At 72.8% G+C, this 12,537-nt stretch carries 15 protein-coding genes and 1 pseudogene; 8 read left to right on the top strand and 8 right to left on the bottom strand.

The annotated features are described in order from the left end of the window. Positions 1-139 precede the first annotated feature (139 nt). Positions 140-862, bottom strand: coding sequence for a leucine-rich repeat domain-containing protein (locus ACFY00_RS37585; RefSeq protein WP_388038619.1), 723 nt, complete (start codon positions 860-862; stop codon positions 140-142). Continuing rightward, positions 859-1,338: a GNAT family N-acetyltransferase gene (locus ACFY00_RS37580; RefSeq protein WP_388038617.1), complete on the bottom strand. Its 480-nt coding sequence runs from the start codon at positions 1,336-1,338 to the stop codon at positions 859-861. The genes ACFY00_RS37585 and ACFY00_RS37580 overlap by 4 nt, the downstream gene beginning before the upstream one ends. Before the next feature lie 105 nt (positions 1,339-1,443). Here ACFY00_RS37580 and ACFY00_RS37575 point away from each other — a divergent pair, with 105 nt between their 5' ends. Further along, positions 1,444-2,244 (top strand): inositol monophosphatase family protein, encoded by an 801-nt coding sequence (locus ACFY00_RS37575; RefSeq protein ID WP_388038614.1) that lies wholly within the window; start codon positions 1,444-1,446, stop codon positions 2,242-2,244. A gap of 3 nt (positions 2,245-2,247) precedes the next feature. Here the strand turns inward: ACFY00_RS37575 and ACFY00_RS37570 are convergent, their stop codons facing one another. Continuing rightward, positions 2,248-2,373, bottom strand: a complete 126-nt coding sequence (locus tag ACFY00_RS37570; protein ID WP_388038612.1) for a hypothetical protein — start codon at positions 2,371-2,373, stop codon at positions 2,248-2,250. 305 nt (positions 2,374-2,678) lie between these two features. On the opposite strand from ACFY00_RS37570, the gene ACFY00_RS37565 reads away from it, so the two are divergent. Beyond that, positions 2,679-3,305, top strand: coding sequence for a C39 family peptidase (locus ACFY00_RS37565; protein ID WP_388038609.1), 627 nt, complete (start codon positions 2,679-2,681; stop codon positions 3,303-3,305). A gap of 65 nt (positions 3,306-3,370) precedes the next feature. Here the strand turns inward: ACFY00_RS37565 and ACFY00_RS37560 are convergent, their stop codons facing one another. Next, on the bottom strand, positions 3,371-4,225 hold the full coding sequence (locus ACFY00_RS37560) for a hypothetical protein (RefSeq protein WP_388038607.1): 855 nt from the start codon (positions 4,223-4,225) through the stop codon (positions 3,371-3,373). A 263-nt stretch (positions 4,226-4,488) separates the two neighbouring features. On the opposite strand from ACFY00_RS37560, the gene rpe reads away from it, so the two are divergent. The 3 genes from rpe to ACFY00_RS37545 all read left to right on the top strand — a co-directional run bounded on the left by rpe (position 4,489) and on the right by ACFY00_RS37545 (position 7,385). Beyond that, positions 4,489-5,172, top strand: a complete 684-nt coding sequence (rpe, locus tag ACFY00_RS37555; protein WP_388038604.1) for a ribulose-phosphate 3-epimerase — start codon at positions 4,489-4,491, stop codon at positions 5,170-5,172. A 287-nt stretch (positions 5,173-5,459) separates the two neighbouring features. Then, positions 5,460-6,287, top strand: coding sequence for an alpha/beta hydrolase (locus ACFY00_RS37550; RefSeq protein ID WP_388038602.1), 828 nt, complete (start codon positions 5,460-5,462; stop codon positions 6,285-6,287). Between the two features lie 138 nt (positions 6,288-6,425). Beyond that, positions 6,426-7,385 (top strand): pirin family protein, encoded by a 960-nt coding sequence (locus ACFY00_RS37545; protein ID WP_388038599.1) that lies wholly within the window; start codon positions 6,426-6,428, stop codon positions 7,383-7,385. A gap of 258 nt (positions 7,386-7,643) precedes the next feature. On the opposite strand, the gene ACFY00_RS37540 is transcribed toward ACFY00_RS37545, so the two are convergent. Continuing rightward, complete coding sequence (locus ACFY00_RS37540; protein ID WP_388038596.1) at positions 7,644-7,877, bottom strand: hypothetical protein; 234 nt, start codon at positions 7,875-7,877, stop codon at positions 7,644-7,646. A 33-nt stretch (positions 7,878-7,910) separates the two neighbouring features. On the opposite strand from ACFY00_RS37540, the pseudogene ACFY00_RS37535 reads away from it, so the two are divergent. Then, a pseudogene (locus ACFY00_RS37535) lies at positions 7,911-8,792 on the top strand (transposase); the annotation flags it as partial. Here the strand turns inward: ACFY00_RS37535 and ACFY00_RS37530 are convergent. Beyond that, complete coding sequence (locus tag ACFY00_RS37530; RefSeq protein ID WP_388038593.1) at positions 8,789-9,034, bottom strand: hypothetical protein; 246 nt, start codon at positions 9,032-9,034, stop codon at positions 8,789-8,791. The pseudogene ACFY00_RS37535 and the gene ACFY00_RS37530 overlap by 4 nt on opposite strands. Positions 9,035-9,400: 366 nt before the next feature. On the opposite strand from ACFY00_RS37530, the gene ACFY00_RS37525 reads away from it, so the two are divergent. Next, positions 9,401-9,826 carry a protease complex subunit PrcB family protein gene (locus ACFY00_RS37525; RefSeq protein ID WP_388038591.1) on the top strand — a complete coding sequence of 142 codons (426 nt, stop codon included), beginning with the start codon at positions 9,401-9,403 and terminating at the stop codon, positions 9,824-9,826. 356 nt (positions 9,827-10,182) lie between these two features. Here the strand turns inward: ACFY00_RS37525 and ACFY00_RS37520 are convergent, their stop codons facing one another. After that, the gene (locus tag ACFY00_RS37520; RefSeq protein ID WP_388038589.1) at positions 10,183-10,695 is read right to left on the bottom strand and encodes a hypothetical protein; all 513 of its coding nucleotides are present in this window, start codon (positions 10,693-10,695) and stop codon (positions 10,183-10,185) included. A 358-nt stretch (positions 10,696-11,053) separates the two neighbouring features. Between ACFY00_RS37520 and ACFY00_RS37515 the strand changes: the two genes are divergently transcribed. Further along, the gene (locus ACFY00_RS37515) at positions 11,054-11,671 is read left to right on the top strand and encodes a hypothetical protein (protein ID WP_388038587.1); all 618 of its coding nucleotides are present in this window, start codon (positions 11,054-11,056) and stop codon (positions 11,669-11,671) included. A gap of 109 nt (positions 11,672-11,780) precedes the next feature. Here ACFY00_RS37515 and ACFY00_RS37510 read toward each other — a convergent pair whose 3' ends face one another. Continuing rightward, complete coding sequence (locus ACFY00_RS37510; protein WP_388038584.1) at positions 11,781-12,356, bottom strand: nucleotidyltransferase domain-containing protein; 576 nt, start codon at positions 12,354-12,356, stop codon at positions 11,781-11,783. Positions 12,357-12,537 lie beyond the last annotated feature (181 nt).

Below are 12,537 nucleotides of genomic sequence, written 5' to 3'. Positions count from 1 at the left end.
CGCGGGCCCGGCCTGCCCCACACCCCCCCGCCCACCCGCCCCCCGCCGCACAAAACCCGCTGGTCTGCCCCCCGGGCCGGGGGGGGCCCCCCGGGGGGGGGGGGCGCCCCCCCGACGGGCTGGAAGCGGCTGGGAGTTGCTAGAAGTAGACGGCGCAGCCGCGGCGTTCGAGTGCGTCGACCAGGGGTGGGGCGGGCGGGTTCGCCGTCCAGCGGAGGTCGAGCTTCTCCAGGGACGGGAGTTCGGCCAGCCAGGGCGGGGCCTCGGTCAACGGGTTGCCGCGCAGGTCGAGTTCGCGTAGCAGGGGGAGGGCGGCCAGGGTGCGGGGCAGGTGCTCCAGCCGGTTGTCGCGCAGTTCCAGGCAGCGCAGTTCGCGCAGGCCGGACAGCGAATCGGGCAGCGCGGTCAGGGCGTTGCCGCGCAGCCGCAGTTCGCGCAGCCGCGACAGGTCGCCGATCCGGGGCGGGAGGGCGGTCAACCGGCAGTCCTGGGCACGCAGTTCGAGTAGCTGGGCCAAGTCGCAGAGCTCGGCCGGGAGTTCGGTGAGCGGGTTGTCGCCGACGTTGAGGTAGCGGAGCCGTCGCAGGCGGCCGAGGGCGGGCGGCAGGGCGGTCAGCCGGTTGTCGTGGAGGTAGAGGAAGTCGGACAGCCCGGGCAGCTCGCCGATCCGGGCGGGGACGGCGGTGAGCGCGTTGTGCCCCAGGTCGAGCGTCCGCAGTGCGGTGAACTCGCCGATGGAGTCCGGGATTTCGGTGAGCTGGTTGTCGGCCAGGATCAGCACCTCGGCGTCCGTGCGGGACCACACCTCGTCCGGGACGGTGCGCAGGCCCGCCCGCCACAGGTTCACCACCGGCCCCGTCACAGCGCCTTCTCCAGCCAGTGCGCGGCGTACGGGTTGGTGTTGTACGGCGGGATGTCCGCGTAGCCGGTGGCCGTGTACAGGGTGCGGGCCTCGGCGAGCTCGGCCATGGTGTCCAGCCGCAGCCGCGCGTGCCCGAGGGCACGGGCGGCGTCCTCGGCGGCGGCCAGCAGGAGTCGGCCCAGGCCGTGGCCGCGGGCGGACGGGCGGACGTACAGGCGCTTCAGTTCGCCGGTGGCGGGGGTGGCGGGGGCGGGGGCGAAGGCGCGGACACCCGCGCAGCCGACCGGGTGTCCGTCCAGCCGGGCGAGCAGGAACACGCCGTCCGGCGGGGCGAGTTCGAGGTCGGCCGGAGCCTCGGCGGGCAGCGGCTCGGCGGGCGGCGGACCGCTCCAGCGGCGGCGCACCTCGGCCTGGTACTCCGCCAGCAGCAGCCGGGCGTCCGGGGAGTCGACGGGTTCGGGACGGACGGTGGCCAAGGCTGCTCCGATCGCGGGGCGGGGAGGACGGTGCGGGTCCGGGGACGGACGATACTGCGGAAACCCGTTGGCGGGCGAACGGCGGGGCGGGCGATGATCCACCGCATGGACGACGATCTGAACCTCGCGGTCCGCGCCGCGCTGGCCGGCGCCCGGGTCGGGCTGGAGCACTTCGCGCGGGTCGCGGCCCTGCCCGTCGAGGCGAAGGCGGACGGTTCGCCGGTCACCGAGGCCGACCTCGCCGTCGAACGCACCGTCCGCCAGGCCCTGTTGGTCGAACGTCCGGACGACGCCTACCTCGGCGAGGAGACCGGCGCGCTCGGCACCGGCCCGCGCCGCTGGCTGCTCGACGGCATCGACGGGACGCTGGTGTTCGTGCGCGGCGACGACCGCTGGCAGAGCCTGGTCGCGCTGGAGCAGGACGGCGAGGTGACGGTCGGCGTGGCCGTCGTCCCCGCCCGGCAGCGGATCTGGTACGCGGCGAAGGGCCGGGGCGCGTACACCGCCGGGATCGGCCCCGACGGGCTCGCGGACGCCCGTCCGCTGCGGGTGCGCGGGCCGGGCCCGGACCGTCCCCGGGTCGGGCTGCTGCCACCTGTCGAGCTGCTGCCGGAGCGCCGCCGGGACGAACTGCGGCCGCTCGCCGAGCGGTACGCGGTGGCGGCCTGGTCCGTGCACGCCGCCCTGTTGGTGGCCGAGGGCGGCCTCGACGCGGCCGTCCAGCTCGGCGGCGCGCTCTGGGACCACGCCCCGCTCGGGCTGATCCTCACCGAGGCGGGCGGCGCGTTCGCCGACCCGCGGGGGAACGGGCACCCGGTGGTGGGGACGGCGGTGTTCGCCAGGGACGAGGCGCTGCGGGCGGAGGTGGGCGGGCTGCTGGGGGGAGGGAGGGGGCCGGTCGGGTGAGGCTCAGCGGGCGGCGGGGGAGGCGGCGGGGGAGGCGTCGGCGGGGCGCATGAGGACGTTCCTGTTGCCCGAGTCGGGATCGCCGTAGAAGAAGAACAGCACGAGCCGCCCCTTCTTGTCGTGGTCCACTTCGAACCGCCAGTGGTAGGCGGCGAGGGCCGGAGCGGGGGTGCCGACCGGGGTGCCGACCGGAGTGCCGACGGGGGTGCCGACCGGGGCGCCGACCGGGGTGGCCGTCGCACCCGGGCGGGTGTCGGTGGACGTCCGCGCGGTGAGGGCGAGGAGCGGGGCGGTGGCGCGGCGGGGTGCATGGTTCGGGGTCCTCCGGATCTTGGCACGGGTGCACCCTCCCAGAAGAATTGAACATGTTCAAGTTTCTGGTGTCGGGGGCCGCGCTCCGGGGGATCGGGGTGAAAGTACGTCAGGATGACCGGGTGAAGCCGATCAACCACCAGGTGCCCTACTACTCCCAGTGGGAGTCGCCCGAACTGGTGCCCGACATCCTGGACGGCACGCTACGGGCCGCCGACGACCCGCGGTGGGAGCGTTCCGGCGCGGCCGACGAGGAGGAGTACGAGTACTGGTCGTGGCGGCTGTGCGGGATGGCCTGCCTGCGGATGGCGCTCGACCACTGGTGGGGGGTCGCCCCCGCGACCGTCCGCCTGGCGGAGGAGAGCCAGCGGGCCGGGGCGTACGTCCGGCATCCCGACGGGCGGCTCGACGGGCTGATCCACGCCCCGTTCGCCGCGTACGTCCGCACCCGCTGGGGCCTGCAGGCCGAGGCCGTCGCCGAGCTGCCCGCCGAGCGGATCGTCGCCGAACTCGCCGCGGGCAGGCTCCCGATGCTCTCCGTGCACCCCGGCATCCGCACCCTGGAGCCCGAGGTGCCGCGCACCGGCGGCCACCTGGTGCTGGCGGTGGGGGCGGACGACGAGGTGCTGCTGATCCACAACCCGTCCGGTTTCCCCGACGGCTCCCAGCGGGCCGCCCGCGTCCCCTGGGCGGACCTCGGCCGGTTCTCCTCGGGCCGCGGCATCGTGCTCGGCCCGCCCCCGTACTGACGACGTACTGGCGACCTACTGGCAACCTGCTGACGACGTACTGGCGCCGGGGACGGGCCGCCGGGTCAGGCCGCGTTGGGGAGGCCGATCGGGGTGGACGGGGGGAGGTCGGCGCGGCAGGCGGCGGAGATCGGGCGCAGGGCGGTGACGAGTTCGTCCAGCTCGGAGCGGTGGAAGTGGGTCCAGACCCGGGAGGCGGCGAGGTCGGTGGCGCCCTCCAGGGCGAGGTGGCGGCGGCGGCCCGCGAGGGTCAGCGTGCCGTCCGGGGTCAGCCACTCGCGTTCGATCAGACGGGCGGTGGCCGCGTCCCACTCGGTGTCGCTCCAGCCGCGGTGCGGCTGCAGCGTCTCGCGGCGGGTGTCGAGGGCGCAGCGGACCACGAGGGCCTCGCAGCCGTCGAGGCCCTCGGCGACCAGGGCGGCGACGTGGCCGTCGCCCCGGTGCTCGCGCAGCACGGTGGTGGCCTGCCACAGGCGGGCCAGGCGCTCGTCGGGGCGGGGGAGGTCGGCGTTCGCGGCGGCCAGCACGCGCCCACAACAGTCCAGGCCGTCGACGGCGCGCTCCAGCAGTTCCACCGAACGGTCGATCAGATCCGGCTTCACGTCGGCCAGGACGCGCTGCAGCGCGCCCGTCGCCCCGGCGACCCGGGCCTCCAGCGCCTGCTCCGGGCTCGCCAGCGACCAGACCTCCGGCAGCGCCCGCTCGACCATCTGCGGCGCGAAGTTGAAGAACGCGGCCACCACCGGCGCCGCGTCCACGGCGCCCAGCGGGGCCGACCGGCCGCCGAAGTACCCGCGCCAGTAGCCGCGCAGCCCCGCCGCCTCGTACGCGGCCCGGGCCTCGGGGGAGAAGTAGGTGAGTGCGTGGACGGGTTCGAACAGCCACCACAGAGCACGGGCGGGGTGGACGACCTGGGTCATCGGAACGCCTTTCGGTGAGGGTCGAGCAGCGCGGTTCCGCTTGCTCTGGGAGCCTGCCAGAGCGGGACGACACCGGGAAGGGCAAGTGTTTCGGGAGTGTGAACACTTCCGCCGGACGGGCCGGGGACGGCCCCGGGGGCTTGCTGCGGGCATGCCAGGTGTGCTGCGCGGGGGAGGGTGGGGAGGGGCCGGGGCCGGCGGGGGATGATGGTCACCAGCGGTCGCACCGGCCGCCCGCACCGAGTCGTGAAGGTACCCTCGCCATGGCGCAGATCAACCCCAGCATCCTGTCCGCTGACTTCGCCCGCCTCGCCGACGAGGCCGAGGCCGTGCGCGGCGCGGACTGGCTGCACGTCGACGTGATGGACAACCACTTCGTCCCCAACCTCACGCTGGGCGTCCCGGTCGTCGAGTCGCTGGCCCGCGCCACCGACACCCCCCTCGACTGCCACCTGATGATCGAACAGCCCGACCGCTGGGCTCCCCAGTACGTCGAGGCCGGGGCCGGGTCCGTCACCTTCCACGTCGAGGCCGCCGCCGCCCCCGTCCGCCTCGCCCGGGAGATCCGCGCCAAGGGCGCCCGCGCCGCGATGGCGCTGCGCCCCGCCACCCCGATCGAGCCGTACGAGGACCTGCTGCCCGAGCTCGACATGGTGCTGATCATGACGGTCGAACCCGGCTTCGGCGGCCAGGCGTTCCTCGACATCATGCTCCCCAAGATCCGCCGCACCCGGCAGCTGTTCGACAAGCACGGCCTCGACCTGTGGCTGCAGGTCGACGGCGGCGTCGCCGCCTCCACCATCGAGCTCTGCGCCGAGGCCGGTGCGGACGTGTTCGTGGCGGGCTCGGCGGTGTACGGCGCCGAGGACCCGGCGGAGGCGGTCCGCGCGCTGCGGGGCCGGGCGGAGGCGGCGAGCGCGGACGCCTGGTGGGCCTGCAAGCACTGAGGGCGGACGCGCGGGCTGAGGCGGGTGGCGTGCGGACTGAGGGCGGGCGCGCGGGCCGAGGTGGGTGGCGTGCGGGCTGAGGTGGGTGGCGTGCGAGCCGAAACCGCGGCGGGTCGTTCCGGCGTCCAGTGAGGGGCCCGGGCGTCCGTCCGGGTGCGAGGGCGGCGGACGGAGCGAAGTTGCGGGCCGGTACGGGAACTGACGCGGCGGCGGGAACGGCGGGAACGGCGGAGCGAGACGGGGGGCGGTCCGGTGTCGGGCGGCGGCGCCTGCTCGGCGCGCTGGCGGTGACCGCGCTCGGGGCGGTGGCGGTCGGCGGGGCGGCGGTCGAGGACGTGCTGCCCGGCGGCGTCCGGCTGCGGCGGCTGCTCGGGATGACCGGGGAGGACGGCACGGTGCCGCAGGTCGCGGCCGGGCCGGTCCGCACCGCGACGGTGCGCTCCGCCGCCCGGGGGCGCGACGTCCACCTGGTGGTGTTCGACCCGCCCGGCGAGCACGGCGACGACCTGCCGGTCTGCCTGGCCCTGCACGGGCGCGACGGCGACGCGGCCACCTACACCGGGCTCGGAACCGCCCAGTTCCTGGCCGCCGCCGTCGCCGCCGGCACCCCGCCGTTCCGGGTGGTCGCCGTCGACGGCGGCGCCACCACGTACTGGCACGCCCGCACCCCCGGCGACGACCCGATGGCGATGCTCACCACCGAACTGCCCCGCTGGCTCGCCGAGCGTTCGATGCCCGAACCGACCCGGGTCCTGGGCATCTCGATGGGCGGCTCCGGCGCGCTCCAGTACGCCCGGGCCCGGCCGGGGAAGCTGTCCGCCCTCGCGCTGCTCAGCCCCGCGCTGTTCCGCAACTGGACGGACGCCCGCACCGTCGACGCCTACCGCGACGAGGCCGACTGGCGCGAGCACGAACCCCTGCTGCACCTCGACGCCGTTGCCGGGGTCGGCCGCACCGGGCTCTGGTGCGGCACCGAGGACCCCTTCTGCCCCGCCGCCCGCCGCCTCGCCGCCGCGCCCGGCGTCCGGGCGTCCTTCCCGCGCGGCGAGCACACCGGCGGGTTCTGGCGGCGCGTCATGCCGGACGCGATGGCGCAGCTCGGCGCGCGGTCGTAGCGGGGGTGCTGCTCGGGCGGGGTCGTAGCGGGGGCGCTGCTCGGGCGGGGGCGCTGCTCGGGCGGGGTGGGGGAGGTGCGCGACGCGCGGGTCCGTCGCAGCCGGGGGCGGCGGGGCGGGCGGCCGATACTGGCGGCCATGAGCAACCTCGACCGGAAACCCGCCCCGGCCGTCTGCGGACGCCAGGCCGCCACCGGCCCCGTCAAGGACCTGCTGACCGGGCGCCGCGTCCCGCTCGGCGAGTCCACCGTGGTCCGGCGGCTGCTGCCCAACCTCGGCCGCCGGATGGTCGGCGCCTGGTGCTTCGTCGACCACTACGGCCCCGACGACATCGCCGACGAACCCGGCATGCAGGTGCCGCCGCACCCCCACATGGGCCTGCAGACCGTCAGTTGGCTGCACGAGGGGAGCGTCCTGCACCGGGACAGCCTCGGCAGCCTGCAGACCGTACGCCCCCGCGAGCTCGGCCTGATGACCTCCGGCCGGGCCATCGCGCACTCCGAGGAGTCCCCGCGCGAGCACGCGCCCCTGCTGCACGGCGCCCAGCTCTGGGTAGCCCTGCCCGACGCCCACCGGCACACCGCCCCCGCCTTCGAGCACCACCCCGAACTCCCCGCCGTCACCGCCGACGGCCTGCACGCCCACCTCATCCTCGGCACCCTCGACGGCGCCACCTCGCCTGGCACCACCCACACCGCCCTCACCGGCGCCGACCTCACCCTCCGCGAGGGCGCCGCCCACCACCTGCCCCTGGACGCCGACTTCGAGTACGCCGTCCTCGCCATGAGCGGCGCCGTCGACGTCGACGGCGTCCCGGTCGAACCCGGCTCGCTGCTCTACCTCGGCTGCGGCCGCCGCGAACTGCCGCTCCGCGCCCGCACCGACGCGGCCCTGCTGCTCCTGGGCGGCGAGCCCTTCGAGGAGCGCATCGTCATGTGGTGGAACTTCATCGGCCGCTCGCACGAGGAGATCGCGCAGGCCCGCCTCGACTGGGAGAAGGGTGACCGGTTCGGCGAGGTGGACGGCTACGACGGCCCCCGGCTGTCCGCCCCGCCGCTGCCCGCCACGCCGCTGAAACCGCGCGGGCGGGCCCGCTGAACTGCGGGGGCGGCAGCTGGTCGGTTCCGATGATCGACTCCACCCCGCCCGGGACGGTGCGGATCTCGGTCCCCCACGAGCGCCGGTAGTCGCCGCTCTGCACTTCCGGGCCGGGCCTGCCGGACGCGGCCGCACGGATCGCGGCCTCCAGGATCATCGCGTGGTGCCGCACAACCGCGGTCGCGGCGGCCGGTACGGCGACGGCTCGAGCTTCCAACCGGGCGGCGACCACGGCGGCGTTGCTGCTGACCCGAGCCATCAGCCGGCCACCGGCTCGGGTTCGCCCGGCTGGCGCTTGCCGAGCGCCCACTCGGCAAGCTGGGTCAGCAGCGCGCGGGTGAACTCGTTGGGCCCGCCGTCGAGGTGGTCGTGCCGGTTGAGGACGGCGAGGAACTGGGAGGCGGCCGGGCCCGGATCGGGGGCTTCGCCGACCAGGACGCGCGCCGCGCCGTCGAAGTCGCTGTCGGCGGACGGGTTGAGGAGCAGCAGCACTTCCGGGTGCTGCCCGATGGCGTGTCGTAGCCGGTACTCGCGGACGCCGGCTACGACGCCCCGCGCCTGGCCTTCCCCCTGAAGGACCTGCCCGTGCAGGTGCTGGCCAGGACGCGCTCGGACCGTGTCCTGCGCAGGACATGCCCGCCCCGGCTTCCCGGCACCAGGAGGCATCCGCCCCGCCACGGCGGCGAGTTCGTCCTCGGCCACCCGGGGCACCCCGGACGCCGAGACCGCCACCGACACCCGGCCCTACGGCACCGCGAGAGCACGATCCTGGGACCGGCCGCACCCAAGCCTGACCCGCCGCTCCTCCTGGGCCGCACAAGACGGCCAACTACCGGTGACCGAAGGCACCACGATCCGCCTGGAAGCCGACCACCCGCCCAGCGGCGCCACCCCCAAGCCACTCTGGCTCCGGTGGTCCGAAACCGACGCCACCCTCGCCGACACCGACCGCCTCCGGCAGGCCTTCCTGCGCCGCCTCGACATCGAGCACACCTTCCGGCTCTTCAAACAGACCCCGGGCTGGACCTGCCCGAAGATCCACACCCCCGAAGCGGCCGACCGCTGGACCTGGCTGATCCTGGCCGCCCACACCCAACCCCGCCTCGCACGCCCGCCCACGGCCGACCTCCACCGCCCCTGGGAACAACCCCCGCCGCCCGAACACCTGACCCCGACCCGCGCCCGACGCGGATTCCGAAACCTCCACCCGAAGACCGCCTGCCCAGCCGGCGCACCGAAACCCAGCCGCCCCGGCCCAGGCCGACCTCCCGGCCGCAAGAAACCCACCCCACACCACGCCACGACGTCCACACCGCCGCAAAGACCGGCCCCGCAAAACCGTCAGCGCAGAAGAAACCCGAGATCAGCAGCCCTCGCCCACGCCGCACAGGTCAAAGATCAAGTTAGACGTACTTTCCGTCGAGCGGGAGCGCCCGCTGGTCGACGCGGTCCAGCCCCCAGCCGGGACCGTCCTGCGTGACAGCGGGGGACACCGTCTGATCCTGGTCGATGTACCGGACTCGTGGGTCACCGGCGATCTGCTGCGCGATCGCGTCGGTGCCGCTGAGGGCGAACATGCCGAAGGCGTCCAGAATCGAGGTCGCCGTTCCACCGGCGGCCGTCGTCAGACTCTGGGCGACCGCGGTCACGCTGGTGCCCGACAGCGCGGACGGCTGGACCGCGACGATGTAGTGGCCCGGTATCGCGCTCGGGCTGTCGGCGTCCAGGATCGTGCCGGTGGCCGCGACGGCGGACGGCAGGGACCAGCACAGACTTGCCGCCAGCGTGAGAAAGCCGACCGAACAGACCCCGGACGCGCTTACCCCTCAACATGGTCCCCCCGTGGCGATGTACGGTTTTCGGGCAGGCCGAGATCAGCACACTGTGCGGCACCGACAGTTCGGTTCCCCCGCCCGCAGAGCGAGGCCGTTGAAGCAGTCGCAGCAGTCCGCTGTAGATGTTCTTGGTCTGGGCCCGGGGTAGGCGGCCCGGCCGGCGCCCCACACAATGGGTGCGTGACTGACGAAACCTCTACCGACGAGCTCCCGTTCCGCGTCCTGGCGGTCGGCGATGCTTACAACCTTGAGCAGGCCAAGGCTCATGTACTGTGCAGTCAGGCTGAGTTCGACCACTTGCGTAGCACGCTCCTGCGGCACAATTCCTTTCCTGACGTCACATCGGATGTCGACTGGAACCAGGAGATGGTCATCATCGTGGCGCTGGGCACCCGCCCCAGCGGCGGCTACAGCCTCACAGTGCACCAGGTCGTCGACTGCCGGGGCACCCTGACCGTCCACGCGCGCGAGCATAAGCCCCTCCCCGGGTACGGATATACCCAGGCTCTGACGCACCCTCGCGTGATCATCGCCGTACCCGCCCGGCCCGGCCCGGTGGAGCTTTCACTGACCGTGGCGACACCGGAGGAGCTCTCGAACGGGTGAACCGGCGGCGTGGAGCGGCGGGCCCGCGCAGGTGCGGCAATGGCGGGCGGGGCGACCCCGATACTGGGAGGGCGAACACCTCCGTGTGCGAGCACCTCGACCTATGGGCCGCTGAACTGTTTAGTGGAGGTTTCGGAATCCGCGTCTAGAACTCGCCTCGGAAGCGTGACAGTTCGGCGAACCCGTCCGGATGGACGCCCTCGTGCGGCACACTCATGCCCACGGCCTTCGTTCTGGTCCTGTGTGTTCCTTGGTCGGAGCACAGGATCAGGCGAAGGCCGCTTCCGTGTGGGGCGGTTACCGATACGAGCGATCAAGTTCGACGGCCAGTTCGAGGTCGTAGCTTAAAGATCAAGTTAGTTCTGCTGCGATCCTTCGGAACCGCCCTCGCTCGTACCGACGACCTTGCCACCGACAAAGGCCACACCCAGCGAGCCGACGACCACACCGGCAGCCACCAGCAGTTTCATCCCCGCCCCGAGGAACTGCTTGTTCTCGCTGTCCTTTTCGTATACCTGTCGTACATTCTGATCGAGGCGGTCATGGAGTGCCTCACGCTGTGCCCAGTCGAGGTCGTCCCGGCCAAGGTCGGCCCGCAGGGCGTCCCGCTGGTCCTGTGCAGCCTGGTAAAAGTGGTTCTGGCTGTTTTCGTTGGCCGCGACGGTGGACTCGTGGGCTTCCTTGACCGCCTCGATGTTGGCTTTGCCCAGGTCCTTGAAGGTCGGGAACTGCTCGATGAGCTTGATCCGCGCCTCGGTGGCCATCTCTGGCATCGCCGCCGCGAACTTGAGCACCTTGTCCTTGGAGAGGTTCCGCCAGGTCTGGAGCCCCAACTTGCGCTTGACCGCTTCGTCGTCCGCGCCGCCCATGCCCTGACTCCGTCCGCCGCCCTCTAATTCCTCCCGGATACTAGCGGCACTCGCCGTCAGCCAGCAGTCCGACGACAGAGGTGCCTGGACTGGCTTTGTTCATGGGGTTCGGCTCTGGCACAAGTTGTGTGATCACGCTAAGTCAACGACCTGCGGGCACATCGGGGCTGGTACACCGCCCCGGCCGAGTACGTCCTAGACCAGGAGTCCGGCCAGAGCGGGGAGTCCTGGGCCGTTGAGTGCCTGAGTGGCTGTTGTCTTCCCGGGCTTGACGGCTGTGTTTCCGCTGCTCAGGCATGGGGTCGGCGGTCTCGGGGAGGGGTGACGTGTCGTGTCGTTGCTCTGGTGGAGGTCAAGGATGCCGTCGGTCGTGGGGTTGCTGGAACAGTGTGAGCTGACTGCTCGTCGTCGTGTGGACGCGCTGCGGGAGGAGGCGGATTGTATCCAGGCCGAGTTGGTCGTGGCCGAGCGGGAGTGGAACGAGTGGGTCATCGCCTGTTCACGGGTCGGCGAGGTGCTGTCTCCGGGCGGAGGAGACACTACCGGCGCGGACGCCGCCGAGGAGTCGTCGGATCGCGGTGAACTGCCCGCGCCGCCCGCCCCTTCGGAGGCGGCGAGGCCGAAGTCGGTGGTGCCGGGGTGGCGTGCGGGTCTGGCCTGGTCGGCGCTGTCGGCGGACTACCAGCGCATCGTGCAGGCTCTCGCGGACCGCAACCGGCTCGGTCAGGGCCCGCTGACGTGCCAGGAGTTGGCCGCCTGCTTCGGCCTGGACCCGGTGCCGGCAGCAGCGGCCGCAGCACCGCCCACTCCGCATCGGACATGTCGGTGGGTAGCGGCGTGTACGGATCCCGTGGTCGGCGGCGTTCCCGAACCGGTGTGCCAGGCAGTCACACGCGAGAGTGACCGAAGCGGACCCCGTTCCCGCGATGCCGTGGAGCTGCGACAACAGGGCCTCCTGGGCCGCTCTTTGGCGTAGACACCCTTCGAGCTACCAAGAGGCCCTGCTTTCATGCACGGCAGCCGCTGCACTCACCCGATCGAGACCCCCGTTCGCCCGCACCCTCAAGATCGGAACAACGCCCCTTTCAAGGCGCAGGCAGGTAATCCAGGGGAAGCTCAACTCCCGTGCCGGCGTGCAGCCGTTCCATGTCGTGCCGGTCCTTGTCCGCGGGCTCGTAGCCGAGGTGGCACCGCACCTGGGTCGCCGCGTCGACGCACGGGACCTGGCGTCCGCCGATGGTCCCGGTTACCGGCGCCGGGTAGTGGAACCGTTCACCGTCCGGGAGAAGCTGCTGTCCGCCTTTGCCGGGAGACCCGATGATGGGGTGCAGGTCGATCTCCCGGCCTGCACTGTCCGCGACGGCCAGTGCAGTGGGAAGCCAGTCCCGCAAGACCTCCGTGAACCCAGCCTTGACCAGCGTGTCCCGCACTACGTCGAGTTGGTCCAGCAGGACGACCAGGTCGAGATCCGAATGCGTTCGGGTGGTCTGGCCGAGCAGGGCGTCCACACCCCAGCCGCCGTCCACCCAGACCGCCGCCCCTGCGTCCTTGAGCAGGTCCAGTACTTCCAGTACGTCGGATTCATTCAGCACCAGGGAACTCTGGCAGCCGAGACGATCTGTCGCCACCGAAATGCCCGCCGGTCCGGCGCGGTTGGCCACCGGCCACCGCCTGGCTCCAGTCAGCGCGCGTCTGGGCTCACCCGCTCGATCAACAAATCCCATGATCGATACGACAACAGCTTCTAAGCTTGGCGTTTATCCACGCATGTCACTCGACCTGCTGATCTGCGGTTCTTCCCGGGACAGCAGAGGCGGCCGTTCTCCACGCTTCGAGGTGTCG

This window comes from Kitasatospora sp. NPDC001540, assembly GCF_042894345.1.
Lineage (GTDB): Bacteria > Actinomycetota > Actinomycetes > Streptomycetales > Streptomycetaceae > Kitasatospora > Kitasatospora phosalacinea_C.
Note: the sequence above shows the minus strand (reverse complement) of the source record. Positions and strands in the feature narration are given on the sequence as shown.

Excerpts from the sequence above, each read along its gene's own strand:
- rpe (WP_388038604.1), top strand. The coding sequence starts at position 4,489 with ATGGCGCAGATCAACCCCAGCATCCTGTCCGCTGACTTCGCCCGCCTC.
- ACFY00_RS37520 (WP_388038589.1), bottom strand. The coding sequence starts at position 10,695 with ATGGGCGGCGCGGACGACGAAGCGGTCAAGCGCAAGTTGGGGCTCCAG.
- ACFY00_RS37560 (WP_388038607.1), bottom strand. The coding sequence starts at position 4,225 with ATGACCCAGGTCGTCCACCCCGCCCGTGCTCTGTGGTGGCTGTTCGAA.
- ACFY00_RS37545 (WP_388038599.1), top strand. The coding sequence starts at position 6,426 with ATGAGCAACCTCGACCGGAAACCCGCCCCGGCCGTCTGCGGACGCCAG.
- ACFY00_RS37515 (WP_388038587.1), top strand. The coding sequence starts at position 11,054 with ATGCCGTCGGTCGTGGGGTTGCTGGAACAGTGTGAGCTGACTGCTCGT.
- ACFY00_RS37575 (WP_388038614.1), top strand. The coding sequence starts at position 1,444 with ATGGACGACGATCTGAACCTCGCGGTCCGCGCCGCGCTGGCCGGCGCC.